The 25,764-nt window shown below is 70.8% G+C and carries 24 protein-coding genes; 9 read left to right on the top strand and 15 right to left on the bottom strand.

What is annotated here, in order from left to right; all coding sequences use genetic code 11:
* Positions 1-62 precede the first annotated feature (62 nt).
* The 5 genes from MCBMB27_RS20885 to MCBMB27_RS20865 form a co-directional block, all read right to left on the bottom strand.
* Entirely contained in the window at positions 63-1,601 is a 1,539-nt protein-coding gene (locus tag MCBMB27_RS20885) for an aldehyde dehydrogenase family protein (RefSeq protein WP_043389098.1), read from the bottom strand.
* Entirely contained in the window at positions 1,601-2,485 is an 885-nt protein-coding gene (locus MCBMB27_RS20880) for an NAD(P)-dependent oxidoreductase (RefSeq protein ID WP_075381200.1), read from the bottom strand. The genes MCBMB27_RS20885 and MCBMB27_RS20880 overlap by 1 nt, the downstream gene beginning before the upstream one ends.
* A 102-nt stretch (positions 2,486-2,587) precedes the next feature.
* Complete coding sequence (locus MCBMB27_RS20875; protein WP_043354113.1) at positions 2,588-3,499, bottom strand: LysR family transcriptional regulator; 912 nt, start codon at positions 3,497-3,499, stop codon at positions 2,588-2,590.
* Positions 3,496-4,737 carry an amidohydrolase gene (locus MCBMB27_RS20870; RefSeq protein WP_075381199.1) on the bottom strand — a complete coding sequence of 414 codons (1,242 nt, stop codon included), beginning with the start codon at positions 4,735-4,737 and terminating at the stop codon, positions 3,496-3,498. Before MCBMB27_RS20870 ends, MCBMB27_RS20875 begins: the two co-directional genes overlap by 4 nt.
* A gap of 37 nt (positions 4,738-4,774) precedes the next feature.
* Positions 4,775-5,224 carry an Lrp/AsnC family transcriptional regulator gene (locus tag MCBMB27_RS20865; RefSeq protein ID WP_043354111.1) on the bottom strand — a complete coding sequence of 150 codons (450 nt, stop codon included), beginning with the start codon at positions 5,222-5,224 and terminating at the stop codon, positions 4,775-4,777.
* 148 nt (positions 5,225-5,372) lie between these two features.
* On the opposite strand from MCBMB27_RS20865, the gene alr reads away from it, so the two are divergent.
* The 3 genes from alr to MCBMB27_RS28925 all read left to right on the top strand — a co-directional run bounded on the left by alr (position 5,373) and on the right by MCBMB27_RS28925 (position 8,478).
* Positions 5,373-6,506 (top strand): alanine racemase, encoded by a 1,134-nt coding sequence (gene alr / locus MCBMB27_RS20860; protein WP_075381198.1) that lies wholly within the window; start codon positions 5,373-5,375, stop codon positions 6,504-6,506.
* 8 nt (positions 6,507-6,514) lie between these two features.
* On the top strand, positions 6,515-7,774 hold the full coding sequence (locus tag MCBMB27_RS20855; RefSeq protein ID WP_043760009.1) for a D-amino acid dehydrogenase: 1,260 nt from the start codon (positions 6,515-6,517) through the stop codon (positions 7,772-7,774).
* 338 nt (positions 7,775-8,112) lie between these two features.
* Positions 8,113-8,478, top strand: coding sequence for a hypothetical protein (locus MCBMB27_RS28925; protein WP_083683652.1), 366 nt, complete (start codon positions 8,113-8,115; stop codon positions 8,476-8,478).
* A gap of 26 nt (positions 8,479-8,504) precedes the next feature.
* Here the strand turns inward: MCBMB27_RS28925 and MCBMB27_RS20845 are convergent, their stop codons facing one another.
* The 7 genes from MCBMB27_RS20845 to MCBMB27_RS30625 form a co-directional block, all read right to left on the bottom strand.
* The gene (locus tag MCBMB27_RS20845; RefSeq protein ID WP_043389114.1) at positions 8,505-9,596 is read right to left on the bottom strand and encodes a protein-glutamate methylesterase/protein-glutamine glutaminase; all 1,092 of its coding nucleotides are present in this window, start codon (positions 9,594-9,596) and stop codon (positions 8,505-8,507) included.
* Positions 9,593-10,441: a CheR family methyltransferase gene (locus MCBMB27_RS20840; RefSeq protein WP_043389116.1), complete on the bottom strand. Its 849-nt coding sequence runs from the start codon at positions 10,439-10,441 to the stop codon at positions 9,593-9,595. Before MCBMB27_RS20840 ends, MCBMB27_RS20845 begins: the two co-directional genes overlap by 4 nt.
* Positions 10,442-10,455: 14 nt before the next feature.
* Positions 10,456-10,929 carry a chemotaxis protein CheW gene (locus tag MCBMB27_RS20835; RefSeq protein ID WP_043389119.1) on the bottom strand — a complete coding sequence of 158 codons (474 nt, stop codon included), beginning with the start codon at positions 10,927-10,929 and terminating at the stop codon, positions 10,456-10,458.
* A gap of 125 nt (positions 10,930-11,054) precedes the next feature.
* Positions 11,055-13,250 carry a HAMP domain-containing methyl-accepting chemotaxis protein gene (locus MCBMB27_RS20830; protein WP_043760008.1) on the bottom strand — a complete coding sequence of 732 codons (2,196 nt, stop codon included), beginning with the start codon at positions 13,248-13,250 and terminating at the stop codon, positions 11,055-11,057.
* Positions 13,251-13,298: 48 nt separating this feature from the next.
* Positions 13,299-13,784, bottom strand: coding sequence for a chemotaxis protein CheW (locus tag MCBMB27_RS20825; protein WP_075381197.1), 486 nt, complete (start codon positions 13,782-13,784; stop codon positions 13,299-13,301).
* Positions 13,784-15,862, bottom strand: a complete 2,079-nt coding sequence (locus MCBMB27_RS20820) for a chemotaxis protein CheA (RefSeq protein ID WP_075381196.1) — start codon at positions 15,860-15,862, stop codon at positions 13,784-13,786. Before MCBMB27_RS20820 ends, MCBMB27_RS20825 begins: the two co-directional genes overlap by 1 nt.
* 547 nt (positions 15,863-16,409) lie before the next feature.
* Positions 16,410-17,504 carry a methyl-accepting chemotaxis protein gene (locus MCBMB27_RS30625; protein WP_261340790.1) on the bottom strand — a complete coding sequence of 365 codons (1,095 nt, stop codon included), beginning with the start codon at positions 17,502-17,504 and terminating at the stop codon, positions 16,410-16,412.
* Positions 17,505-17,645: 141 nt separating this feature from the next.
* Here MCBMB27_RS30625 and MCBMB27_RS29755 point away from each other — a divergent pair, with 141 nt between their 5' ends.
* The 3 genes from MCBMB27_RS29755 (at position 17,646) to MCBMB27_RS20805 (ending at position 18,648) form a co-directional block, all read left to right on the top strand.
* Entirely contained in the window at positions 17,646-17,792 is a 147-nt protein-coding gene (locus MCBMB27_RS29755; RefSeq protein WP_158498479.1) for a hypothetical protein, read from the top strand.
* A 173-nt stretch (positions 17,793-17,965) separates the two neighbouring features.
* On the top strand, positions 17,966-18,247 hold the full coding sequence (locus tag MCBMB27_RS20810; RefSeq protein WP_075381194.1) for an STAS domain-containing protein: 282 nt from the start codon (positions 17,966-17,968) through the stop codon (positions 18,245-18,247).
* A 35-nt stretch (positions 18,248-18,282) separates the two neighbouring features.
* Entirely contained in the window at positions 18,283-18,648 is a 366-nt protein-coding gene (locus MCBMB27_RS20805; protein ID WP_075381193.1) for a response regulator, read from the top strand.
* 97 nt (positions 18,649-18,745) lie between these two features.
* On the opposite strand, the gene MCBMB27_RS20800 is transcribed toward MCBMB27_RS20805, so the two are convergent.
* Both MCBMB27_RS20800 and MCBMB27_RS20795 read right to left on the bottom strand, forming a co-directional pair.
* Positions 18,746-19,885 (bottom strand): hypothetical protein, encoded by a 1,140-nt coding sequence (locus MCBMB27_RS20800; RefSeq protein ID WP_075381192.1) that lies wholly within the window; start codon positions 19,883-19,885, stop codon positions 18,746-18,748.
* Positions 19,886-19,908: 23 nt separating this feature from the next.
* A complete protein-coding gene (locus tag MCBMB27_RS20795) occupies positions 19,909-20,865 on the bottom strand; it encodes an antibiotic biosynthesis monooxygenase (RefSeq protein ID WP_043760000.1) in 957 nt (318 codons plus the stop codon).
* A 17-nt stretch (positions 20,866-20,882) separates the two neighbouring features.
* Between MCBMB27_RS20795 and MCBMB27_RS29750 the strand changes: the two genes are divergently transcribed.
* The 3 genes from MCBMB27_RS29750 (at position 20,883) to MCBMB27_RS20785 (ending at position 23,898) form a co-directional block, all read left to right on the top strand.
* On the top strand, positions 20,883-21,599 hold the full coding sequence (locus tag MCBMB27_RS29750; protein ID WP_139231679.1) for a hypothetical protein: 717 nt from the start codon (positions 20,883-20,885) through the stop codon (positions 21,597-21,599).
* A 317-nt stretch (positions 21,600-21,916) separates the two neighbouring features.
* Positions 21,917-22,399, top strand: coding sequence for a nucleoside deaminase (locus tag MCBMB27_RS20790; RefSeq protein ID WP_043354062.1), 483 nt, complete (start codon positions 21,917-21,919; stop codon positions 22,397-22,399).
* Positions 22,400-22,485: 86 nt separating this feature from the next.
* Positions 22,486-23,898: an FAD-binding oxidoreductase gene (locus tag MCBMB27_RS20785; RefSeq protein ID WP_075382056.1), complete on the top strand. Its 1,413-nt coding sequence runs from the start codon at positions 22,486-22,488 to the stop codon at positions 23,896-23,898.
* Positions 23,899-23,958: 60 nt separating this feature from the next.
* Here MCBMB27_RS20785 and MCBMB27_RS20780 read toward each other — a convergent pair whose 3' ends face one another.
* On the bottom strand, positions 23,959-25,656 hold the full coding sequence (locus tag MCBMB27_RS20780; RefSeq protein ID WP_075381191.1) for a dihydroxy-acid dehydratase: 1,698 nt from the start codon (positions 25,654-25,656) through the stop codon (positions 23,959-23,961).
* Between the last annotated feature and the right edge of the window lie 108 nt (positions 25,657-25,764).

Raw genomic sequence — 25,764 nt, 5'->3', positions numbered from 1 at the left:
CTGCCGGACTTGGCCGCCGGTCGTGTCGGTTGATCCCGTCCGTCGCCCCCCGCGCCCGGCGCCTAGCCCACGTAGCCGAAGGTCACCGCCGGCTGGGCCGCGGTCTCGACCCAGACGCTCTTGGTCTGCGTGTAGGCCATCAGCGCCTCGCGGCCCGAGGAGCGGCCGAAGCCCGAGCGGCCGAAGCCGCCGAAAGGCGAGGCCACGTTGATGGTCTTGTAGCCGTTGACCCACACCGTTCCGGCCCGCAAAGCCGCCGCGACCCGGTGGCCGCGGCCGCCGTCGCCGGTCCAGACCGCGCCCGCGAGGCCGTAGGGCGTGCCGTTGGCCAGCGCCACCGCCTCGTCCTCGCCGTCGAACGGCAGGACCGTGAGGACCGGGCCGAACACCTCCTCCCGGGCGATCGCCGCGTCCGGCGCGACGCCGTCCACGATGGTCGGGCCGAAATAGAAGCCGCCCGTGTCCCGCAGGGACGCGGGGCAGGCCCCGCCGGCCGCGATGGTTGCGCCGGCGCTCGCCGCGGCCTCGACCATGCCGGCGATCTTGTCGCGCTGGCGCCGGTTGTTGATCGGCCCGATCTGCGTCGCCGGGTCGGTCGGCGCCCCCACCGGGATACGCGCGGCGGCGTGGGACAGGCGCTCCACGAAGGACGCGTGGATCGAACGGTGCACGAGGAGGCGGGAGCCCGCCACGCAGCTCTGGCCGGCGCCGCCGAAGATCGCGGCCTGCGCGCCGATCAGCGCCCGGTCGAGGTCGGCGTCGGCGAACACGATGTTGGCCGACTTGCCGCCGAGCTCCAGCACGCTCGGCACGATGGCGCGGGCCGCCGCGGCGGCAATCTGCGCGCCGGCCTCGGCCGAGCCGACGAACACGACGAGGCGGGTGTCGGGATGGGCCACCGCGGCGGCCCCCGTGGTCGGACCGGCGCCGGCCAGCACCGAGACGAGGCCGCGGGGCATCCCCTCGGCGCGGTCGCAGAGCAGGCCCAGCGCCAGCGAGGTCAGCGGTGTCAGCTCGGAGGGCTTCAGCACCACGGCGTTGCCGGCGCAGAGGGCCGGGGCGATCTGCCAGCCGGCGGTGAAGATCGGCGCGTTCCAGGGGGTGATCTGCACCACGGTGCCGAAGGGCTCGTGGCGGGTGTAGTTCAGGTGCGAACTCGGCACCGGGATGACGTCGCCGTGGAGCTTGTCGCACCAGCCGGCATAATACTCGAACATCTCGGCGACCTTGGCGACCTCGCCGCGCGTGTCGCGGATCGGCTTGCCGGCCGAGAGGGTCTCCAACTCGGCCAGCGCCCCGGCGTGCTGCCGGACCAGGGCGGCGACCGCCCACAGGGCCCGGCCGCGGGCGGCGGCGCTCATCCCCCACCACGCGCGCTGGGCGTCGCGGGCCGCCGCCATGGCGGCCTCGACCACCGACGGCCCGGCATCGGCGAAGGTCGCGAGCACGCCGCCGTCCGCGGGGTTGACGAGGTCGAGGGCGGCGCCGGTCCCGGCGAGGACCTCGCCGGCCACGACGCTGCCGATGCGGCCGCCCGGCAGGAAGTCGGTCAGGAGGGCGGCGACCCGGTCGGCGGCGGGCGAGTGCGACGTGCCGGACATCAGTGGGCTCCCTTGGGATCGCGGTAATCAGCCATGCGGGTGAAGTCGGCCGTGTCGGGGATGGCGTCCTGCGTGGCCTGCCAGATCCGCTTCACCTCGGCGGAGAGCGGCAGGTCGATCCCGCATTCGGCGGCGAGTTCCAGGGCGAGGCGCACGTCCTTGCGCATCAGGCCGGCCGAGAAGCCGCTGTCGAAGGTGCCGGACTGGACCCAGCGCGGGACCATGACCTCGCTGATCGCGCTGCGGCCGGTGGCGGTGTTGACGACCTTGACCGCCTCGTCGGCCGAGAGGCCCGCGGCCTCCGACAGGCGCAGGGCCTCGCCGGTGGTCACGAGATGGGCGGCCACCAGCAGGTTGTTGACGAGCTTGACGATGTTGCCGGCGCCCGAGGGCCCGACATGGGGGGCGCGGGCCGACATGGCCTCCAAGACCGGCCGGGCCAGGGCGTAATCCGCCTCCGCCCCGCCGACCATCATGGTCAGGGTCCCCTCGGCGGCGCCGGACGGGCCGCCGCTCACCGGCGCGTCGAGGAGCGCGTGGCCGGCCGCGGCGAGGCGCTCGGCCAGGCGCCGAGTGGTGCCGGGATCCGAGGTCGAGGTGTCGACCACGACCACCTTGCGGTCGGTCCGGGACAGGAGGCCGCCCTCCGCGGTGACCACCGCCTCCACGTCCCGCGCCAGCGGCAGCGAGAAGACCAGGGCGTCGGCCGCTTGCAGGACCTCGTTGAGGGTGTTGAGTGTCGTCACGCCGGCGGCCTCCGCGGCCGGGCGCCGGACCGGGCTGAGGTCGTAGCCCAGGACCGTGAAGCCCTTGCGGGCCAGGGTCGCGGCCATGCCCAGACCCATATTGCCGAGCCCGACGACCCCTACCGTTGCGATGGTCATGCCGATCCGTCCTCACGATGCGGCACTATCGTTCCGGCAATCGAGCGTTGCGACAACAACCGATTTCTGCACGATGCGTGCGGAAATTCAGCACGGTCCCGGTCAGGCCGGCGGCGGCCGGAACGCCACCATGTGGTCGGCCAGCCAGCCCAGCAGCCGGGCCGCCCCCTCGGGCAGCCGTCGCCCGGCCCGGATGACCAAGTGGGCGCTCGCCTCGGACAGGATGGCGTCGCGCAACGGCACCGCGTCCAGAAGGTCGGCGCGCAATTCGGCCGCGACCACGAAGCGGGGCAGGAAGGCCACCCCCATGGCCGCCATGACGAAGCGGCGGTGCAGCTCGAAGGACGCCGTCTCCAGCCGCGGCACCAGCCGGAACCCGCCATCCGCTTCGACGCGGCCGAGGAGCTGGCGCACCCCGTGGTCGGGCGGCAGCAGGGCGGCCGGCTCGGTGGCGAAGCTGCGCAGGGGAACCGGCGCCGACCCATTGGCGAGGGGGTGACCCTTCGGCAGGACGGCGAGCAAGGGCTGCCGGGCGGAGACGACGCCGCGGACATCCGGATGCGCGGGCGGATTGTAGACGAGGCCGATATCCGCCTCACCCCGCGCGATCGCCGCGAGGATGCCGTCGGTGGTGCCGATCTCGACCTGATAGGCGATGCCCGGATGGTCCTGCGCGAAGCCCGCGAGGGCGTTGTCGAGGAGGTCGATCAGGAAGCCGGCGCCGCAGCGCAGGCTGATCGTCCCCCGCTGCACCCCGCGCAGGCGCTTGAGCTGGTCCTCGAGGAGCGCCGCCTCGTCGGCCTGCCGCTGCGCGTGCTCGGCGACCAGACGGCCGGCCTCGGTGGGGACCACGCCCCGGGGCAGGCGTTCGAGCAGCGTCTCGCCGACCTGCGCCTCCAGCTCGATGATCTGCCGACTGACGGCCGAGGCGGCGACGTTCAGGCCCTCGGCGGCGGCCCGGACCGAGCCCGCGCGCACGACGGCGAGGAGATAGCGCAGGGCGCGGTCGTTCACGGCGGCGGGCCGCCGGCGGCCGCACCGTGCCGGTCGATCGCGACGGTCCCCCGCGCCACGACGAGCACGGGCGCCTGGCGCTCGACGATCACCTGGGGCACGCTGCCGGCGCGGAAGGCGATCAGGTCGGCCCGGGCGCCCGGCGCCACCACGCCCGGGCCCAGTTCCAGAACCCGCGCCGGGACGGTTGTGACGGGGTCGAGCAGCGCAGCGAGCTCTCCGTCGGTGCGGAGATCGAACCGGTAGGCGGCGAGTTGGGCGCGGTCGACCATGCCGGTGACCGTGGCGGGATTCCAGCAGTCGCGGACATTGTCGGTGCCGAAGCAGACCGGGACGCCGAGGTCCCGCAGCCGCGGGATCGGCGGGCATCGGCGCCCGCCCGGCACGCTGCTGAGGATCGCGACGCCGGCCCGGTTCAGGCCTTCCGCGATCCGGCCGAGTTGGAGATCGTCGGCTTCCGCGAGGGCGAAGGCGTGGCTTATCGTGACCCGCCCGCCGAGGCCGGCCGCCGCCGTGCGGGCCGCGATCGCCGCGATCGTGTCGAGGCCGGCTTCGCCGCCGTCGTGAAGGTGGATGTCGATACCCCTTCCGTGACGCTCGGCCAGGGCGAAGACGATGTCCAGGTGACCGTCGCGATCGCCGTCGATGCCGACGGGATCGAGGCCGCCGACGAGATCGGCGCCCATCCGCAGGGCCTCGTCCAGGTCATCCGCGACCGGCGGGCATCCCAGGATCCCGCTCTGCGGGAAGGCGACGATCTGGATCTGCATCCGGTCGGACCAGCGCGCCCGCAGGTCGAGGATCTGGGCGAGGTGGTCGAGCCGCGTGACGTCGTCGATGTCGACATGGGTCCGCAGGCTCGTCGTGCCGCCGCGGAGCATGCGTTCGAGGAGGGCCTCGGCGCCCTGCGCGGCGAGCGGCACCCGCGTGGTCCGGCGGAAGGCCTTCTCGTCCGCGATGATCGCGCGGACGGATCCCTGCGCCCGGTGGGGGCGCCACGCGAGGCCGAGCAGGCACTTGTCGAGGTGGACGTGCCCGTCCGCCAAGCCCGGCAGCACCAGGGCGCCGCCGAGGTCGATCGTGCGTGCAGCGGGGGGCAGCGGCGCGCCGGGATCGTGCAGGATGGCCACGCGGCCGTCCCGGATGTCGATGGTCGCCCGGCGGCCTTCGGCGAGCGTGACATCGCGCAGGCGCAGGTCGCAGGGGGCTACCGTGTCAGAACCGGGACTCGACGTCATGCCGGGGCTCCTCTCGCATCCTGATCCGCGGCGGCCATCAGAGGGGCCGGCCCGCCGCCACGACGGTCCGGATGGCGAAGCTCGATTGCAGCCGGGCCACGCCGGGGAGACGCGACAGGACATCCTTGTGCAGCCGCTCGTAATCGGCCGCGTCGACCACCTTGAGCTTGACCAGGTAATCGGCCGTCCCGGTCATCAGATAGCAATCCTGCACCTCGGGACAGCGCCGGACGGCCGCCTCGAAGCGGTTGAGGTAATCCTCGGTCTGGCGGTCCAGGGTGAACTGCGTGAGCACCACGAGGCCCGGCGCGTCGGCGCCGCCGCCGATCAGCGCGGTGTAGCCCCGGATGATCCCGGATTCCTCCAGCAGGCGCACGCGGCGGTGGCAGGCGGAGGCGGACAGGCCGATTGCGGCGGCGAGGTCGGCATTGCTGATCCGGCCGTCGACGCGCAGGGCCTGGATGATGCGGCGGTCGATCTCGTCCACGGCGGGTTACGAAGGATCTTCGAAATTGCCGTAGAAAATTGCACGGGCAGCCGATCGTCGCAAGACGCTTCGACACATCGCACGCCTGTTCGACGATCCTCCGTATAGCTTGGCGGCAGCGCATCAGGGAGCCGCCCCGGGGGTCGCCATGAGCAGGATCGATCGCGATCACCGGCCCGATGCCGGTCCCGCAGGCACCGCGGCCGCGCTCCTGACGATCGACCTCGGGGCCATCGCCGACAATTACCGTGCCCTCGCGTTGCATGCCGGGCCGGCCGTCTGCGCGGCGGTGGTCAAGGCGGACGCCTACGGGCTCGGCGCCGAGCGGGTGGCGCCGGTCCTGGCCGCCGCCGGCTGTCGGCATTTCTTCGTGGCGCAGGTCGGCGAGGGCGTCGCCCTCCGGGCGATCCTCGGCCCCGGCCCCGTGATCGCCGTGCTCAACGGCGCCTCCCCGGGCAGCGAGGCGGCCTGCGCGGCCCACGACCTCGTCCCCGTCCTCAACGACCGGTCGCAGCGCGACGGCTGGCAGGGTCTCGCCCGGCGCCTGGACCGGCGCCTGCCCGCGATCCTCCAGATCGATTCCGGCATGGCCCGGTTCGGCTTCGCGCCGGACGAAGCCTGCGCGCTCCTCGACGCGCCGGACGCGCTCGCAGGCCTCGACCTGCGGCTGGTGATGAGCCACCTCGCCTGTGCGGGCGAGCCGGACAGCCCCGTCAACGCGGCGCAGCGCGCCGTCTTCGAGGTCGTCCGGCGGCGCCTGCCGGCCGTGCCCGCGAGCCTCGCGGCCTCCTCCGGGATCTTCCTCGGGCCGGACTTCCGGTTCGACCTGGTGCGCCCCGGCGCCGCCCTCTACGGGATCGCCCCGCAGGCGGACGCCCCGAATCCGATGCGGCCGGTGATCGGTCTGCGGGCGCGGGTGATGCAGACGCGCAGCGTCCCGGCTGGGACCCCCGTCGGCTACGGGCACGCGGCGAAGGTCGGCCGGGACAGCCGCCTCGCCACCGTGGCGATCGGCTACGCGGACGGGTTCTTCCGCAGCACGGCGGGCGGCGCGGCCTGGTTCGGCGGCACGCGCCTGCCCGTGGTCGGGCGGGTCTCGATGGACAGCCTCGTCCTGGACGTCACCGACCTGGCCCCCGGCACGATCGGGCCGGGGGCGCTCGTCGACATCATCGGGCCGGAGCGCGACGTCGACGCCGTCGCCGCGGCGGCCGGCACGATCGGCTACGAGGTCCTGACCAACCTCGGCCACCGCTTCCACCGCGTCTATCTCGGAGCCTAGGGCCCGCCATGAACGTCCTCATCCTCGGCGGCGGCGTCGTCGGCGTCACCTCGGCCTATTACCTCGCCCGGGCCGGCCATCAGGTCACCGTTCTGGAGCGCCAGCCCGGTGCCGGCCTGGAGACCAGCTTCGCCAATGCCGGCCAGGTCTCGCCGGGCTACGCGGCGCCCTGGGCGGCCCCCGGGATCCCCGTGAAGGCGCTCAAGTGGCTGATGATGCGGCACCGCCCCCTGGTGCTCTGGCCGCGCCTGGAGCCCCGCCTCTACGGCTGGCTCACGCGGATGCTCGCCAACTGCACCGAGGAGGCCTACCGGCGGAACAAGGGCCGCATGGTCCGGCTCGCCGAGTACAGCCGCGACGTGCTGCGGGACCTGCGCACCGAGACGGGCATCGCCTACGACCACCGGGAGAAGGGCACGCTGCAGCTCTTCCGGACGCAGAAGCAGCTCGACCATGTCGGCGACGACACCCGCGTCCTCGACGCCTACGGCGTGCCCTACACGGTGCTGGATCCGGCGGGCTGCATCGCCGCGGAGCCCGCGCTCGCGGCGGTGCCGGACGTGTTCGTCGGCGGCCTGCGGCTGCCGGGCGACGAGACCGGCGACGCGCACCTGTTCACGCAGCGCCTCGCCGCGATCTGCGAGGGCCTCGGCGTCACCTTCCGCTACGGGACGGCGATCGCGCGCCTGCACCATGCCGGCGACCGGGTGACGGCGGTGGAGACCGCTGGCGGTGAGCTCCTGCGGGCGGAGGCCTACGTGGCGGCGCTGGGCAGCTACACGCCGGCCCTGCTGCGCCCCCTCGGGATCGCCCTGCCGGTCTACCCGGTGAAGGGCTATTCCCTGACCCTGCCCATCACCGATGCGGCCGCCGCCCCGGTCTCGACGGTGATGGACGAGACCTACAAGGTGGCGATCACCCGGCTCGGCGACCGCATCCGCGTCGGCGGCACCGCCGAACTCGCCGGTTTCAGCAGCGCCCTGCGCCTGCCGCGCCGCGAGACCCTCGCGCGCTCGGTGCAGGACCTGTTCCCCGCGGGCGGCGACCTCTCCCGGGCCGCGTTCTGGACCGGCCTGCGGCCGATGACGCCGGACGGCACGCCGATCGTCGGGGGCACGCGGGTCGCGAACCTGTTCACCAACACCGGCCACGGCACCCTCGGCTGGACGATGGCCTGCGGCTCGGGCCGCCTGCTCGCCGACCTCGTGTCCGGCCGGGCCCCGGAGATCGCGAGCGACGATCTGGCGCTCGACCGCTACGCCGCGTGAGCCGGCCGGGCTTTCCGCGCCGCGTGGTGACGGAGGTGCCGGCACGCGGCGCCCTGGGGACGTGGCGCACGGGCACAGCCTGGCCCCGTCCTGCGCCGGGCCGGCCCCGACCCTGCCGGCGCCGAAGCGGCCGCCGCGAGAGGTCGCCGCGAGAGGTCGCGAAGCCCTGCCACGGGCCTGCCCAATGATTCGGCACTCTTCGCGACACGACCGCAAGTTGATTACATCGCGTTCATGAAGCGCCGATGTCCGACATCACCGGACGACTTCACAACGGCCTGAGCAACCCTTCGCATCCCGTCGAGTTTAGGATCTGAACCAACGATCCGGGTGCGCAGATGAGTTTCATCGTCGTACAGGGCAGGGAAGATCAAGAGCAGGCGGATGCCGTGCTCAGAGGCGTCGCCGACGGGCTGGCCAGCCTGTTTCCCGTGCCCGATCATCCGCCCGGTGTTCAGGACCTGCTGGATGCCCGGACACAGGAGGCCGGCATCCGCGCAGGCAGCATCGCAACGTCGAGCGGGCGGAGTACGAAGCGCGCGAAAGCGGGTGCGCGCCGCGGCGGGGATATGGGGCCGCCTCCGGCCCGCTCCGTGAAGACGGCTCCCGCCGGGGCGCTGCGCGGATCGCCTCCGCAACACAGCCGCACGCGGGCGCGCCGGGCGAGATCCGAGGCGAAGTCCGAGCGTCGCGACCAGTCCTGAGCCCGAGGCCGGCGGTCACACCGGCCTCAGCGCGGCCCCGCCACGGTCAGGCCGAACCGCCGGATCTCCCCGGGCATCTGCTCGAGCGGCAGGACCTTGGCGGCCGCGCCGCGATCGATCGCCTCCTTGGGCATCCCGAACACCACGCAACTCGCCTCGTCCTGCGCCACGGTCTGCGCCCCGGCCCGGCGCATCTCCAGCAGGCCGTTGGCGCCGTCGTCGCCCATGCCGGTCATCAGGATGCCCAACGCGTTCGCGGCCGCCGCCCGGGCGGCCGACCGGAACAGCACATCGACGGACGGGCGATGGCGCGCGACGAGCGGACCGTCCTTCACCGACACCGCGTAGCTGCCGCCTCGGCGCTCGACCATGAGGTGCCGCCCGCCCGGGGCGATCAGGGCCCGGCCCCGCAGCACCGGATCGCCGTCCTCCGCCTCCTTGACGGTGATCGCGCAGAGCCCGTTCAGGCGCTTGGCGAAGGCCGCCGTGAAGTGCTCCGGCATGTGCTGCACGATGACGAGGCCGGGGGACTCGGCGGGCAGCACCTCGAGCACGTCGCGCAGGGCTTCCGTCCCGCCCGTCGACGCGCCGATGCAGACGATCCGATCGGTCTCGACAACGACGCGTCCGGGCACGGGCGGCGGCAGGACGACATCGGCCGAGAGCTTCGCTTCGACGAGCTGTCGCGGCGGCCGGCTGCCGCGCAGCTTGGCCCGGGCGGCCGCGCGCACCGCGTCGCAGACCCGCACCGTGGATTCGAGCAGGAACTGGCGGGTGTCGACCCGCGGCTTCGGCAGTACGTCGACGGCGCCCGCCTCCAGCACCTCGAACAGGATCCGGGAACCCGCCTCGGTCAGGGTCGAGCAGACGATCACCGGGAGCGGCTTCTGCGCCATGATCTTGCGCAGGAAGGTCAGGCCGTCCATGCGCGGCATCTCGAGATCGAGGATGATGACGTCCGGGATCTCCTCCTGGATCCGGCGGGCGGCGATGAACGGATCGGCCGCGGTACCCAGGACCGCGATGTCGGGCGCCGTCTCCAGGATGCCGCACAGGGTCTGGCGGACGGAGGCCGAGTCGTCGACGATGAGGACGCGGATCGGTCTCGACGCATTCACCGGCCGGAATCCCTCAGCTTGCTGAAGACGGTCGAGGACATCTGGTCGAGGCCCGCCACGCCGACGCCCGCCATCGATTCGGAATGGCCGACGATCAGGTATCCGCCGGGGCGCAGGTGCCCGGCCAGGCGTGCGACCACGGCCTTCTGGGTCGGCTTGTCGAAGTAGATCAGCACATTGCGGCAGAAGACGAGGTCGACGTCCCGGTCGATCGGGTAGCTTTCGTCCATCAGGTTGAGCCGCTGGAACCGCACCCGGGCGCGCAGCTCGGGCACGATCCGCCCCTCGCGCCGGGCCGGATCGCGCGCGACCATCACGTAGCGCCGCCGCAGGTCCGGCGGCACCGCCTCCAGCATCTCCTCCGGGTAGATCGCCGTCCGGGCGCGGTCGAGCACCTCCGAGGAGATGTCGGTCCCGAGGATGGCGTAGCGGAACCGGTCGGCGGCCATGTCCTGCAGGACCATCGCCAGCGTATAGGCCTCCGCCCCGGTCGAAGCCGCCGCGCTCCAGACCTTGAGCAGCGGCCGGTCGCCCCGCGCCGCCAGCCGCGGGACGATCGTCGTGCGCAGCAGATCGAAATGCGCGGGCTCGCGGAAGAAGTCGGTCTTGTTCGTCGTCACGCAGTCGACGAGGTGCGGGAACTCGTCCGCGAGATGGCCCGCCTCGAACAGGTGGCGGCCATAGGCCTCGAGGGTCGGAAGATCGAGGGCGCGCATGCGCTTGCGCAGCCGGCCCTCGACCATGGTGCGCTTGGCCGGCGGCAGCTGGATGCCGGCATGGTGCTGGACGAGGTCGGCAACCGAGCGGAAATGCCGGTCGCTCAGGTGACCCGGATCGGTCTCCATGGTCCCGGGTCCGCTCAGGCGGCCTGGGGCGACGCGGCGAGCGCGGGCCCGTCGCCGTCCATGAGCGCGACGAGGTCGAACACCACCACGAACGCCTCGCCCCGGCGGCCGATCCCGGCGATGTAGCGCGCGTTCCAGCGGCCGCCGACCTCGGGGGCCGCCTCCATCTCGGTCCCGTCGAGTTCCGTCACCTCGATCACCCGGTCGGCCACGAACCCGACCCGCAGCGCCCGGCCCGGCATCGGCACGTTGAGCAGGATGATCCGGGTCGCCGGCGTGCGCGCCACGGGCGGCAGGCCGAGCTTGGTGCGCAGGTCCACCACCGGGTAGCTCTGCCCGCGCACGTCGATCATGCCGAGCAGGAAGGCCGGCGCCTGCGGCAGGGCCGCCGGGACCCGATAGTCCAGGATCTCGTGGACGTGCTCGACGTCGATCCCGAAGATCTCGGCGCCGAGACCGAGGGTCAGGTACTGCCACACACTGGACATGCAGGGTCTCCGGATGGACTGCGACGTGCGCCGACGGCGGGATCCGCGCGGGGACGAGCGCCGCGCGGATCCGGGCCTCGCCCGACAGGTCGGGCGACCTGTCGGATGACCTGTCGGGCGAGGTGTCAGGCGACGCGGGTGAAGGCGGCGTCCTGCGCGTCGCCCTCGCCCATGTCGAGGGCGAAGCCCCCGGCCGCGGCCGGGTTGCGCCCCACCGCCCGCTTCGGGCTCGGCGAGCGGATCGCCGCCGAGGGCGCGCCCATCCGCGTCGCGGTCGCGCGCAGCCGCGTCACCGCCTGATCGACACCGGCCAGAGGCCCGACCGGTGCGGCCGCCTCGGTGATGCGGAAGTAGGCGATCGTCGCCTGCAGCTTCTCGGCCTGGGTGGCCAGTTCCTCGGAGGTGGCCGAGACCTGCTCGGAGGCGCTGGCGTTCTGCTGGGTCACCTTGTCGAGCTGCTGGATCGCCTGATTGATCTGGCCCGAGCCGACATCCTGCTCGCGGCAGGCGGCGGTGATCTCCTCCACCAGGCTGGCGGTCTTCTTGATGTCGGGCACGAGCTTGCCGAGCATGTCGCCGGCCTGCTGGGCGGCCTTGACGGTGTCGGACGACAGCGTGCCGATCTCGGCCGCGGCCGCCTGGCTGCGCTCGGCGAGCTTGCGCACCTCGCTGGCCACCACCGCGAAGCCGCGGCCGTGCTCGCCGGCCCGGGCCGCCTCGACGGCGGCGTTGAGGGCCAGCAGGTCGGTCTGGCGGGCGATCTCCTGCACGATGGTGATCTTCTGCGCGATGGTCTGCATGGCCTCGACGGCGCGGCCGACGGCGACCCCGCTGGCCTCCGCGTCCTGGGCCGATTGCCGGGCGATCGTCTCGGTCTGGCTGGCGTTCTCGGCGTTCTGCTTCACGTTGGCGGCCATCTCCTCCATCGAGGCCGAGGCCTCCTCGGTCGAGGCCGCCTGCTCGGTCGAGCCCTGCGACAGCTGCTCGGCCGAGGCCGACAGCTCCTGGGACCCCGCCGACACGTTGCTCGCCGCCGCGCTCGCCTCGGCCACGACGGCGCGCAGCTTCGTCAGCATGGTCTGCAGGGCGATGCCCATCGTGTCCTTGTCGGAGAGCGGCCGGGCCTCGACCCTGAGGTCGCCCTGGGCGATGGCGTTGGCGAGCGCGGCCGTCGCGTTCAGGTTCTCGGTCATGCGGCCCATGGCCCCCACCAGGTCGCCGAGCTCGTCGTTGGAGGTGACCTTCGCGGTCTGGCTCAGGTCGCCCATTGCCACCGCGTCGGCGAGGGTCACGGCGCGGCCGAGGCCACGGGAGATCGAGAAGGCGAGCCAGGTGGCGATGCCGAGGCCGAGGAGGAGCGCCGCCGCAACGGTGGCGAGCAGGATCGTCTGGCCCTCGCTCGCATCGGCCTTGGCCCTGCCGACTGCGTCGATCATGCGGCGGTTCTGGAATTCGGCCAGCGCGTCGAAGGCCCGGTTCGCCGCGAGGCTCAGCGTCGCGTATTCGCCGGAGGCGAGGTCGGCGGCCTTGACGGCGGCCCCCGTCTCGATGGTCGCCAGCGCCTTCTGGAACGAGGCCGACCAGGCGGCGTATTTCTGGCGCACCCCCTCGGTCGAGATGCCCTGCGCGGCGCTCGCGCGCAGGAGGTCGTCCATGGCGTGCGCGACCTCATCCCGCACCTGCTTGGCCGCGTTCACCCGCTGCTCCAGCACCTCGAGGGTCGTCGCACCGGTCGCCGATTGAAGCTGTCCCCAGGCCCGCTCCATGCGGATCTGGAAGGCGGCCGCAGACTTGGCCAAGTCGTCACCCGATGTCTCGCCCGAGCGGCCCTTGGCCAAGGTGTCGAGTTCCGAACGGAGCGCCGCCGTCGCCGGCCGACCCGTCGTGTTGATCTCGGCCCAGGTCCTGACGCCGGAATTCTGCTTCGTCAGATCGATGATCTTCCCGGCCAGGGCGCGCTGCTTCTCGTACTTGTCGGACAGGTCATCCAGCAGCCGCTTGCCCTCATCCGCGACGATGTAGCCCTTCGCCTTGGCCAAGCCCGCCACGGCGTCGTTGCGGTTGTCCGCAGCGCGCTTGCTGAACTCCGTCATCTGGGCGTCATCGGTGCTGATCACCGCCGCCCGCACGTTGCTGACGCCATTGATCGCGTGGCCCTTCGCGTCCAGCACGAGGGCCTGCAGCTCGGCGCGGCTGATGACGAACTTCATCGACTCCTCGGAAGACATCAACTTCTGATAGCCGACGCCGCCGGCCGCGGCGGTCAGGAGCAGGACGGCGCCGAAACCGCCTGCGAGCTTGGCCTTGATCGAGAAACGCATCGTACTCACCCCACGCACGCAACACTTGGACAGGACAGCCACAAGACTTCAGTTGAGGATCTGCTCGAGTTCGGGGACGATGATGAATTCATCCCTCGCCTTGACGATCGACCGGATGTATTCAGGGCGCCACGTCGTGCCGACCGGCGGCACCGCCTGGCAGCTCGCTGGATCGATCTCCGTCACCGCGAACACCTTGTCGGCCACCAGCGCGACCACCACCGGATCGCCCCCCACCGCAACCTCCAGCACTAGGAAGCGCGTGTCCGGGCTGTCCGCCGCCGCCGGCATCCCGAACCGCTCGCGGATGTCGGCCAGGGGGATGACGTTGCCGCGCACGTTCACGATCCGGTCGATATGCGGCCGCGCCCCCGCCACCCGCGTCGCCGGGATCGGATCGATGATCTCGCGCACCATCCCGGCATCCAGCGCGAAGCTCTCCGTTCCGATCCGGAACATCACCACCTGCTGGCCGCCCCGCGACCCCGCCTGCGGTCCGGTTCTGAGAGAACCGCTCGTCACGCCGCCGCTCATCACGCCACCTCCTGATACGCGCGCGCGCCCTCGGCGCCGCCGCCGCTCACCAGCCGGCCGACATCGATGATCAGCGCCGCCGTGCCGTCGCCCAGGATCGTCGCCCCCGAGAACGTCGCCACGTCCGCGTGCAGCTTCGACAGCGACTTGATCACCGTCTGGTGGTTGCCGATGATCTGGTCCGCCACCAGCCCGACCCGGGCCTCGCCCGCCGCGACGATGATCACCTTCTGGTGCAGCTCCGGCTCGCCCGCGGCCCCGAACAGGCTGCGCAGCCGCAGGAACGGCACCAGCGCGCCCCGGATGTTCAGGAAGTCCCGCCCGCGCCCGCCGCGCTCGCCGGCGGGCAGCTCGACGCATTCCTCCACCGCCGCCAGGGGGATGACGTAGCGCCCCTCCCCCACCCGGATCAGCAATCCCTCGATGATCGCCAGCGTCAGCGGCAGGCGCAGGGCGACCGTCGTGCCGCCCCCCGGCTCGGTCGCGATGTCGATCGTGCCGCGCAGGCTCTCGATCGTCTTCTTGACGACGTCCATGCCGACCCCGCGCCCCGACAGGGCCGAGATCTCCTGGGCGGTCGAGAAGCCCGGCGCGAACAGGAACTGGTAGACCTGCTGGTCGGTGAGCACCGCGCCGGGCGCGCACAGGCCCTTCTCCTCGGCCTTGGCGCGGATGCGTGCCGCGTCGAGCCCGGCGCCGTCGTCGCGCACGCTCACCAGCACCTGGGCGCCGACATGCTCGGCGGTCAGCGTGATACGCCCGGTCGCGGCCTTGGCGGCGGCGGCCCGGCGCCCGGGCGCCTCGATGCCGTGGTCGATGGCGTTGCGGATCAGGTGGACGAGCGGGTCGGCCAGCCGCTCGATCACGGTCTTGTCGAGTTCGGTGTCCTCGCCGCCGGTGACGAACTCCACCGGCTTGCCGAGATCGCGCGAGAGATCGTGGATCAGGCGGCGGAAACGGCCGAACAGCGCGCCGATGGCGACCATGCGGATGCTCATCGTGGTGTCGCGCAGCCGCGCCGACAGGCGCTCGATCTCCTCCGCGATGCCCTTGAGGCCGGGATCGGCGCTCAGGCCGGCGAGCTGGCTCAGCCGGGCCTGGGCGATGACCAGTTCGCCGACCCGGTCCATCAGCTCGTCGAGCCGCTCCGCCTCGACCCGCACGCTGCTGGCCGGCCGCTCCTCGGCCCGCCGCGCCGGGCTCCGCTCAGCGGTCGGGGCCGCGGGCGCGATCGCCGGCGGCGCGACGGGTGGGGCTTCGACGGAGGCGATGGCGGCGAGACCCGCCGCCGGAGCCGTGACGGTCGGCGGCGCAAACGGCCCGGGCGCGGCCTCGCCCGGTTCGGGTGCGGCGTCCGGCTGCGCCGGCGAGATCGGGACCAGGGTCAGGGTCATCTCGTCCCGCACGAACAGGAAGACATCCTCGATCGCCTCGCGGGTCACGGCCGCGCGCAGCGTGACGTCCCAGCCGATGGCGAGGCTCTCGGGATCGAGGCCCGGCAGTTCGGGCAGCGCGTCGAGGCGCGGCACGATCGTGCAGGCGCCGAGGTCGCGCAGTTCGTCGAGGAGCGCCAGGGGATTGGTACCGTTGCGCAGCACGTCGGGCGCGAAGGCGATGCCGATCTGCCAGCCGCCCTCCACCATCGGGATGGGATCGGCGACCGGCTCCGGATGGGGGGCCAACGGCGCGGCGGCGGGGCGGCCGGTGGTGCCGAGGAGCTGCTCGAGTTCGGCCAGGATGGCCTCGCCGATGATGGGCGCGCTGGCCTCGGGCTCCTCGATGAGGCCGCGGATATAGTCCTTGGCCGAGAGGGAGACGTTGACGAGGTCGTGGCCGACCGGAACCTCGCCGCGACGGACGCGGTCGAAGGCGGTCTCGAAGTCGTGGGTGAAGGCGGCGACCTGCTCGAAGCCGAACATGGCGCCCGAGCCCTTGATGGTGTGCAGGGCGCGGAAGGCGGTGTCGATCAGGGCGCGGTCCTCGGGCCTGTCGCCGAGGTCGAGCAGGGTCGTCTCCAGGCAGGCCAGAAGCTCGGCGGCTTCGGCCCGGAAGACGTCGGCGGGATCGAGAGCAGTCATGGGACGGTCGGACCCGCTCACGCTAGACACAGATGCAGAATGAACCGCCCGGCTTCGAGCGAACGCGAAGACTTCGACTTTGTCACCGGGCGAATGTCTTTGAACTCAAGCGTTCGGCTGGATTGCCGAGTCGCGCCGCACCCTCACGGCGACGCGAAACGACGATCATCCGCCGCTCGATTTCGCCGGTTGTATATAATCCGACTAAAAATTTTCGGTTAACGCCGAGGTTTAGATGTCTGACGGACAGTATATCCGCCCATCGCCCAGAGTATTTGATTATCGGACACTGAGATCGCGTGAGCCGTGGATCACAGGATCGCCGTATCCGGCATCCTGCGCCGGTCGGTCCGGCACGGGCTCTCGTCGTGCATCCCATGCGGATGGGGGCCGCGGCCCTGCTGGGTGCGGCCGGTGGAGAGACGGGGATGAGACGTGGGGCCGATCGCGGCAGATCCGGCGCCGAAGCCCCGGCCGCGGCGCAACCGCCGACCGGGCCGGACCGGACCGGATTGCCCGCGGACCGCGCCTGGCGGCGCGCTCGGGTTCAGAACAGGTCGATGCCGTCCAGATCGTCGGCGGCCGGGCGCTGCGCGACCGGGGCGACCCCGAGCAGTCGCTCCGTCAGGCGCGCCCGGACCTCGCCGAGGGTGCAGCGCGCGATCGCCGCCTCGATCCAGGCCGGGTCGGCGCTGGAATCCGGCACCGCGCCGTCGCCCGCGCTCGCTCCGGAGAGACGGCCGAGTTCCGCACCGGCCGCGCGCAGCAGGCCTTCGACGTTCTCGATGCGCTGCTTGGCCCGGTCCTGGAACTGCATCGCCACGATCGCCGCCGACACGTCCTCGGTGATGGCCTGCGTCGTCTCGGCGGTCTGGCGCAGGACGCCGGCGACCTGGGCGTTCTGCTCGACGAGGGCCCGCATCACCATGCGGACGCGCAGCTCGGCGGTGCGGCTCTCCTCGGACATGTCGATCGCCGCGATGTCGCCCAGCAGGGCGTGGCTGCTGCGCAGGTCGGCCGCCATGGTGCCAATCTGCTGCTTGATCACGTCCGACAGGGCGTTGATGGTCGTGGCGAGGCCGCGCACCTCGTCGGCGACCACCGCGAAGGCCGCGCCGCTGCTGCCGGCCCGGGCGGCCTCGATCTTGGCGTTCAGGGCAAGCAGGTTGGTCTGGCGGTTGATCTTCTCGATCTCCGCCACGCTGCCCTCGACCGACGACAGGCCGTCGAGCGCCCCCGCCAGCCCCTGCGCGAGGGTCGTCCCGCGGGAGGACATCAGCGTGATCCGCGCGATCAGCGCGGCGAGCGTCTCGCCGAGGCCGGCGGCGACATCTCCGAGGTCCAGGGTCTTGTCGTCGATCCGTACGGTCTGAACCGAGGCGACGAGGCCGCGCACGATCTCCGACTGCTCGCAGGTCGAGGCCGCGATGTTCTGAAAGCGGTTGGACAGGCCGTGGACATTCGCCTCTACATCCGCGGAGACGATCCCGAGCTCGGCGATGAGGGCGTCCAGGAGCCCCCGCTGCTGCGCCGAGAGGCCGAGCCAGGCCTGGAGCAGATCGGCCGACCGCGTGGCGGCCGCCGGGTCGGCCGGGATCTCGATCTGCGGCGCCGGCGACGTATCGGCGGCAGGGGATGCCATCGTCTCGGGACGATCCGGCGGCGCGAGCGCGGAGCCGGACACCGCGCCGGGCACTGCGCCGGATCCGCGCCGTCCGTCGGCCCGCCGGAAGCGGGCCGGGACCTGCCTGAGAATGTCGTGGGCAGCTTGGAAGGACATCAGATGTCGGATCTCTCGGCGTCGACCGTCGCGCGCCGGTCAAGCCGCAAACCGATGGACGGCGTCGGCCCGACGGTAAGGATCGCCGTTAAAGAAAGCGTTATCACCGGCAATGAAGCGCAAGAGCGAGACAACAGATTTCTGTATTGACGCTTGAATTCCGTTCCATGCTGAATCGAATTTCAGCTGTGCAGCGTCCGGCGGCGGCGGCAACAGCGGTGGATTGGTCTGCCGTCGGTCAGAAAGAATTTACCCGCCGCGGTGTTGTCTCCGCCGGAGAGGCGCAGCGGCGCCCAATCCTGTCGTCGAGGGCCTGAACCCGCATGTCCGAGGCTTCCGTCCTCACGCTCGAATCCGACTGCACCATCCGGACGGTCCGGTCGCTGCAGGGCGTTTTGGCGACGGCCCTCGCCGGCGCGACGCGCGTCACCCTGGACTGCGCGGCGGTCGAGCGCGCGGACATCACCTTCGTCCAGATCGTGCTCGCGGCGGACAAGGCGGCACAGCGTCAAGCCACGGAGATCGCGCTGGCCAATGTGCCGCCAGCGGTCAGCGGCGCGTTCCAGCGCGCTGCGATCGCCCTCCCCGGCCAGGCACTCCGCTAGGCCCACGCTTCAAGCACAAGAACGGAATCCTTGTCATGGCCACTGTCCTCGCCGTCGACGACTCGCCCAGCATCCGGCAGATGATCAAGGTCGTCCTCGGCCCGGCCGGCCACACGGTGATCGAGGCCGGCGATGGCGCCGAAGGCTTGGCGAAAGCCAAGAGCGCCAGCCTCAACCTCGTCATCACGGATCTCAACATGCCGGTGATGAACGGGCTGGAGATGATCAAGCAATTGCGGACGTTGCCCGCCTGCACGGGCGTTCCGATCCTCTTCCTGAGCACGGAATCGGACGAGGGCATCAAGCAGCAGGCGAAGGCGGCCGGGGCGACCGGCTGGATCACCAAGCCGTTCAAGCCCGAGCAGCTGCTGGCCGTCGTGTCCAAGCTGGTGCGCACCTGAGGGCGCGGGGCCGGTCCCGGCGGCGCGGCCTTCCGGGACGCCGGCCCCGAGACGTCGGCGCCATCCCCCGCACCGCGAGCGGGGACGCGCGTCGCCGTCACTTCAGGTGGTAGGCGACCCCCGCGATCAGCGCCTTTTCCTCGGTGTTGATGGTGCGCCGCGGGTCGGCGCCGAACTTGTTGCGCCAATACTGGAACCCGGCGAAGACCTCGACCCGGTTGGGGGTCCCGGCGAGCAACTGCCCGACATCCAGGACAAGGTTCGTCTGTGAGGCGAACTCCAATTGCGTGTCGTTCTGGTTGATCGTGCCGTAGCGCCCCTTGGGCAGGATGATCGTGTTGAAGCCGGCCAGGGACAGCGGCAGCCCGGTGAACGGCAGCGGGATCGTGTAGGTGATCTCGAATTCCGGGGTCAACTTGAACTCGACACTGCGGAAGTGCGAGTAATCGAAGCCCGGCACGGCGCCATTCCCGGGGATGCCCGGCGTGGGCCCGTTCCCCGCAAAGCCGTTGCGGGAGAAGTCCTTGTAGCCCTGGACCTTCAGGTTCACGAACCCGGCCGGCACGTCGAAGGCGAAGCTGAGGCCGAAGGTGCCGGCCCGCTTCTCAGCGTCGAAATACGTGTCCTTGGTGTTGATGTCGGCCCCGAACGACAGGCCGACATCCTTGACGAAGCCCGGAATCGCGAAGGTCTCGGTATCGAAGATTTTGTTGAGGCTCAGGACGCCGCGATAGATCAGGTAGATTTCGGTCGCGCCGTAATCCTTGAACGGGCGCCGCTTGTCGCCCGCAGGATCCTGGGAGCCGGATGTGAGGATGTCGAGGGAGATGAGGTTGGTGCCGTAAGCCCATGAGTCGGCGTGAAACACGTTGACGACGTTCTTCGGCACCTCGCGCGGGGCGAACCCACCCTGCGCCGTGCCGTCGGGACGCCGCACGAAGAGCCCGGGCTCCGCCGACGGGCCCTGGAAGCGGTAGCTGACCACCGTGTCGGAGAAGCCGAGGTACGAGGGCGGCGGCGCCGCCATCACGGTGGCGGCCGCCACGGAAACCCCGGCCTCCTGGCGCTCCGCGCGGGCCGGAGCCCGCGCCCCGGGAACGCGCGTGCCGCCTGCCGCCCCGGCGACCTCCGGAGCCGGGGACGTGGCCGAATCCGGCGAAGGCTCGGCCCGGGCCAGCCCGACCGGCCCGGATCCGCAGGCCAGGATCAGCAGACCCGCCGCGGAGAACGGCCTCATCCGGGATAGCAACCGGAGCCCGGTCAAGACAGCTTCCAGAAGGCAAGGATCATGATCGCGTAGGCGGCGATCAGCAGCGCGGCGCCCTGAAGGTTGGCCCGGGCCCGCCGCCCCGGAGCCGGCGACAGCCACCAGCCCAGCCGCCGAGCCGTCCAGGGCACCATCTGCGCGGTGAGGAGCACGCTGAACACGTTGCCGATGAACAGGGCGACCGGGAAATCCAGCTTCAGCATCCCGGAGAGGATCGGCGTGCCGACCAGGACCCCCCACAGGAACACGGTGGGGTAGAGCGTCAGCACGACGATCATGTTCATCTTCCACGCCGCGGGCGCCGGGCCTCCGGCCGGGGCGACGGTGCGGAACCATTGCTCGAAGCCGCTCTGCACCGTCCGCGTGTGGAATTCCGCGGTCAGCGGCGCCGCTTCGGCGACGAGGGCCCGCCGCTCGGGCGAGTCCATCCAGGTTTGCAGGTTCGCCTCGCCGTCGAAGCGCAGGATCGCGACGTAATCCTCCTGCACCCCCGGCACGGCCGGCTCGAACCGGTAGCCCTGCATGCCGGGCGCCTTCGACTGGGCGGCGGCGATCTTCTGCTCCCACTTGAGGTAGGCGGCCTCCAGGCCGGGCTTCACGCGGGTGCTGATCACCGCGCTGACCGGCGACGTGCGGGCTGCACTGGCATCGTCCTTGACGATATGGACGTCGTCGCGGCCCACGAGCATGGGCGTGGCGCCCTCGATCCGGGCCTGCCGCTCGGGCGAGGCCAGCCACGCCCGCGCCTGCTCCAGGCCGCTGAAGCGCTGCAGGATGACCCAATCCACCTGCAGCGGCGGCCGCGGCGGGATGAGCTGCTGCTCGATGAAGCCCGGAAAGGTCGCCACGACGGCATGGGTGTCGGACTGCCATCGGGCGAAGGCGTCGGCGCTCTCCGGCCGAATGGTCGTCTGCGTCACGATGGTGACGGACGTCGAGGCACCGCTCATGAACCGACGCACTTCCGTTGCACGACGCCCTGCCCTCGCCCGCTCGTGCGAAGCGGGGTGCAGCCCTCGGCGCTAAACCGAGCCACACCGCCGGGCGGATCGAAGCATCGGTTCGGGGACCATCACACCGCGACCACGGCAGACTTGAAGAAGCCCGCCGCCCCACGAAAGACGAGGAGGAACAGCCGAAGATTGGTCTCGCATCGCATAGCCGCCGTTCCGCCGGCGGCGTCGCTCTGCATGCCCCCATCAACAAGCCGACACCAGTTAAAGTCAAGGCCTTGGCAGAAAAGGCCAATGTAAATATTGTAAATATAATACAATACAGGTATAGATCGTTCTTTGAACCAAAACATCGAAAGGATAGTTATATCTCGGGGACGCAGCCAGAATCGCCGGACTTTTTCCAGCGCGCCGGCGCCTCGCGTGCCGCAGGTCTGGGACGGAGCGACAACAAAAAGGCGGCGCGCTGGCCAAACGGACGAGGCGGAGGCGGAAATATTTTTTCTTGTTCCTGCGTCTCAGACCGAGCGCCATTCGACTTCGCAAACTCCACGGCGCGACTGCAACGCCTCGGATCTGCTGCAGGAACCGCGACCCCGGCGAATCTGATCGTCTATGCTTCAGATATTTATTGCATTCGTGAATATTTACAATTCAATTGCGGCGGATGTCTTGACGGCGTTGACGCGTCTCCCGGTGCCATGTCTAGTCAGATCGTCGTCGGATCATGACCATCCGGTATTGGCGAACGGACATGCGCTTCACGGGACGCACGGCCTTGGCGGGACGACCTGATCTGCGAGAACCATCGCGGCGGATGCGGGCGCGGCTCGATCCCGCCCCCCCTCGCAACCTGCGCGGTTTCATCGACCCACGAGACCATCTGTCCCGAACCGAAGGCGATGCCGGTCTCCGAGGCAGGATTCTTGATCATACGGCACCAAGTTCAAATCCGTTGATCGACGCCCATCCCCCCGGACATCGACAAGAACATCGCCGCAGATCATAGTCGCACTTGGCCTGAAAACATGACGATGCAGAGGATTCGATGACCGAAAAACACGAACAGTTCATGGCCCGCGCGATCGCGCTGTCGGAGAAGACGTCGCTGGTCGACAGTGCCGGCGGCGTGTTCGGCTGCGTGATCGTCCAAGACGGCGAGATCATCGCGGAGGGCGCCAATCGCGTCGTCGCCGAGAACGATCCGACGTGGCACGGGGAGATCGAGGCCATCCGCAAGGCCTGCAAGTCGCAGGGTACCTTCAAGCTGCGGGACGCGACGCTCTATACCAGCGCCGAGCCCTGCCCGATGTGCATGGCGGCCGCGTATTGGGCCGGGATCAAAAATGTCTACTATGCGGCTCAGGTCGAGGACGCGCTCGAATACGGCGGCTTCGACGACAGCATGATCTACGCCGAACTCAAGAAGGATGTCGGGGAGCGCTCGATCCCGACCCAACAGATCATGCGCGAAGAAGCCGTGGAGGTGTGGAAGAAATACGCCCAGAAGGCGGACCGCGTCCCCTATTGAGGGTCGGGCCGGGCGACCGACCGCAACCTTGAACCCGCTCGGGCAGATCGGTCCGGGCGGGTTCCTTGCTCGTGCAGGGCTTGGCCATGAATGCTCAGGATCTGAGGACGCTCTGCAAGGGTCCCGTCATCGACGCGGGCGATGCGCAGTTCCGGGACGCCCTTCATGGGAATCTGTGGAACCGGCTGATCCCGGACCGGGCGCCGCGCATGATCGTGAAGGTGGCCGACGAGGACGACATCATCGCCACCGTAAAGTTCGCCCGCGCGCATGGCCTCAAGGTGGTCGTCCGCGGCGGCGGCCACAATTGGTGCCAGCCGACGCTGCGCAACGGCGGCATCCTGATCGACCTTGAACGCCTCAACAGGATCCTCTCGATCGATGTCGAGCATCGCAGGGCGGTCATCCAGCCCATCCTCAGCAATCGCGAGATCCAGACGGCGCTCAACGCCCACGGGCTCGCCTTTCCGACCGGCCATTGTCCGCAGGTCAAGGCCAGCGGCTACTTCCTCGGTGGCGGCATGGCCTGGAACCCCACGGTCTGGGGATACGGCACCGAGAGCCTGGAGGCGATCGAACTCGTCACGGCCGAGGGCACGCTGATCTGGGCGAGCGAGTCCGAGAACGCGGATTTCTTCTGGGCCGCACGCGGCGCAGGCTCGGGTTTCTTCGGCATCGTCACGAAATACTTTCTGAAACTTCACCCGCTGCCGAGGGCGATACATGGCAGTCAGTCCTTCTATCGGCTCGCGGATGCCCCGGCTGTCGGCACCTGGCTGGGGCAAGCCGCACCGGCGATCTCGCCCAGCGTCGAGCTGACCCTGTTCCTCGTCCAGGCCCCGCCCGCGCTGGCGGACAGGGCGGCCGGCAGCAACGGCTGGGTCTGCATGGTCACCGCGACCGCCTTCGAGGACGATCCGGAAGTGGCCCGGCGCGCCTTGCAGCCGCTGGACGATGCGCCGGTCGAGCCGCTGTCGCGTTCCCGGGTCACGCCCCTCGATTTCGAGCAGCTCTTCGATGCCTCCGGCGCGCTTTTCCCGGAGGGCGTGCGATCCAGAGTCGAAGCCACCTATTCCGACCACTGCCCCGGCGCGGTGATGGCGGCCATCCTGCCGGCCTGGCAGCGGGCCCCCTCGGCGATCTCGGTGTTCCTGACGACGATCTTCTGCGGGCCCCATGTTCCGGGGCCGCAACGGGACATGGCGCGCTCGATCACCTCCAAGATCTATGGCGGCCCCTGGACGATGTGGCACGATGCGGATGCCGACGCCGTCAATGCCGAATGGCATCGGGCGGTGACCGCCGTCTTGAAACCGTTCAACGTCGGGTACTACATCGGCGAGACCAACACGGTCGAACAGCCCGAGATCGTCGCCCAGGCCTTCACGCCCGAGAAGTGGCGGAGGCTGTGCGACCTGCGCGACAGGTACGATCCGGACCGCGTCTTCTTCGATTATTTCGACGGCCTCACCGCCGAACCGAGGCGAGAGATCGGATAGGATCGGACGTCGCGACGGTCGACCCGACGACGCAGGCCGGCCGCGCGATCGGACGAAGCTCTAGGCGTCGACCTTCGTCAGGAAGTCGAAGTCGCAGCCGTGCGGGGCCTGCGTGACGGTGCGGCGGTAGAGGGCCTTGTAGCCCCGGGCCGGGGCCGGCGGCGGCCGGTGGTCAGCGAGCCTGCGGGCGATCTCGTCGGCCTCGACCAGCAGGTCGACCCGCCTGTCCCGGATCGACAGGCGGATCCGGTCGCCGTCGCGCACCGCCGCCAGCGGTCCGCCCACCGCCGCCTCGGGCGCCACGTGCAGGACGATCGAGCCGAACGCCGTACCGGACATCCGGGCGTCGGAGATCCGCACCATGTCCGTCACCCCCGCCCGGGCGAGCTTCTTCGGGATCGGCAGGTACCCGGCCTCCGGCATGCCGGCGGCGTGGGGACCGGCGTTCTGCAGCACGAGGATATCGCCCGGCTCGACGTCGAGGTCGGGATCGTCGATGCGGGCGGAGAGATCCTCCAGGCCGGTGAACACCACCGCCCGGCCCTCGGATTCGAACAGCGCCGGGGTCGCGGCCGCGCGCTTGAAGATCGCTCCGTCCGGGGCGAGGCTGCCCGACAGGGCGACCAACCCGCCCACGGCCGAGACCGGCTCGGCGAAGGGGCGGATCACTGTGCGGTCGACCCAGCCGGCGGGCTCGTCCAGGCGCTCGGCGAGGGTGCGGCCCTCCACATCGACGGTGTCAAGGTGCAGGAGCGGCCGCAGCTCGCGCAACAGCGCCCCCATGCCGCCGGCGGCGTGGAAATCCTCCATGTACCCCTGACCCACGGGCTTCAGATCGACCAGAACCGGTGTCTCGTCCGAGATCTGGTTGAAGCGCTCGGGGGAGACCCGGATGCCGAGCCGCCCGGCGATCGCCGTGAGATGCACGATGGCGTTGGTCGAGCCCGAGACCGCCATCAGCACCCGGATCGCGTTCTCGACCGACTTCTCGGTGATGACCTGGGAGGGCCGGATCTTCGTCCCGATGAGACGCACGGCGGCCCGGCCGGTCTCCTCGGCGGCCACCAGCCGGTCGGAATGCACCGCGGGGATCGCCGCGGTGCCGGGCAGCGACAGGCCCAGCGCCTCGGCGATGCACGCCATGGTCGAGGCCGTGCCCATCACCGCGCAGGTGCCCTGCGTGACCGAGAGCCGTCCCTCGACTTCGGCGATCTCCTCCGCATCGACGGTGCCGGCCCGGTACTTGGCCCAGAAGCCCCGGCAATCCGTGCAGGCGCCGAGCCTCTGCCCGCGGTGGCGCCCGGTGGACATCGGCCCGGTGACGAGCTGGATCGCCGGCAGGTCGGCGGAAGCCGCCCCCATGAGCTGGGCCGGCACGGTCTTGTCGCAGCCGCCGATCAGCACGACCGCGTCCATGGGCTGGGCCCCGATCATCTCCTCGGTGTCCATGGCCATCAGGTTGCGATACATCATGCTGGTCGGGTTGAGGAAAACCTCGCCGAGCGACACGGTGGGGAAGGGCCGCGGCAGGGCGCCGGCCGCCAGCACGCCGCGGGAGACCGCCTCCACCAGCTCGGGCATGCCCCGGTGGCAGTTGTTGAAGCCCGACGGCGTCATCGCGATGCCGACCACCGGCTTGTTCAGGAGTCCGACCGAGATGCCCATGGAGCGGGCGAAGGACCGGCGCAGGTAGCGCGCGAAGTCGCGATCGCCGTAATTGGTCAAGCCGCGATCGAGGCCGTGCGGTTCGTCGGTCATCGTCGGATCCTGTTTCGAAGGCGCGGATGTCTGCGGTGTCGTCCCGGGCCTCGGGCACCCTGTCGGTCATGCCCTTCGCGACCGGAGACCGTGCCGGCCGTCGGAGCC

The organism is Methylobacterium phyllosphaerae, from assembly GCF_001936175.1.
In the GTDB taxonomy this organism is placed as follows: Bacteria; Pseudomonadota; Alphaproteobacteria; order Rhizobiales; family Beijerinckiaceae; genus Methylobacterium; species Methylobacterium fujisawaense.
This window is presented reverse-complemented; position numbering and strand designations above follow the sequence as displayed.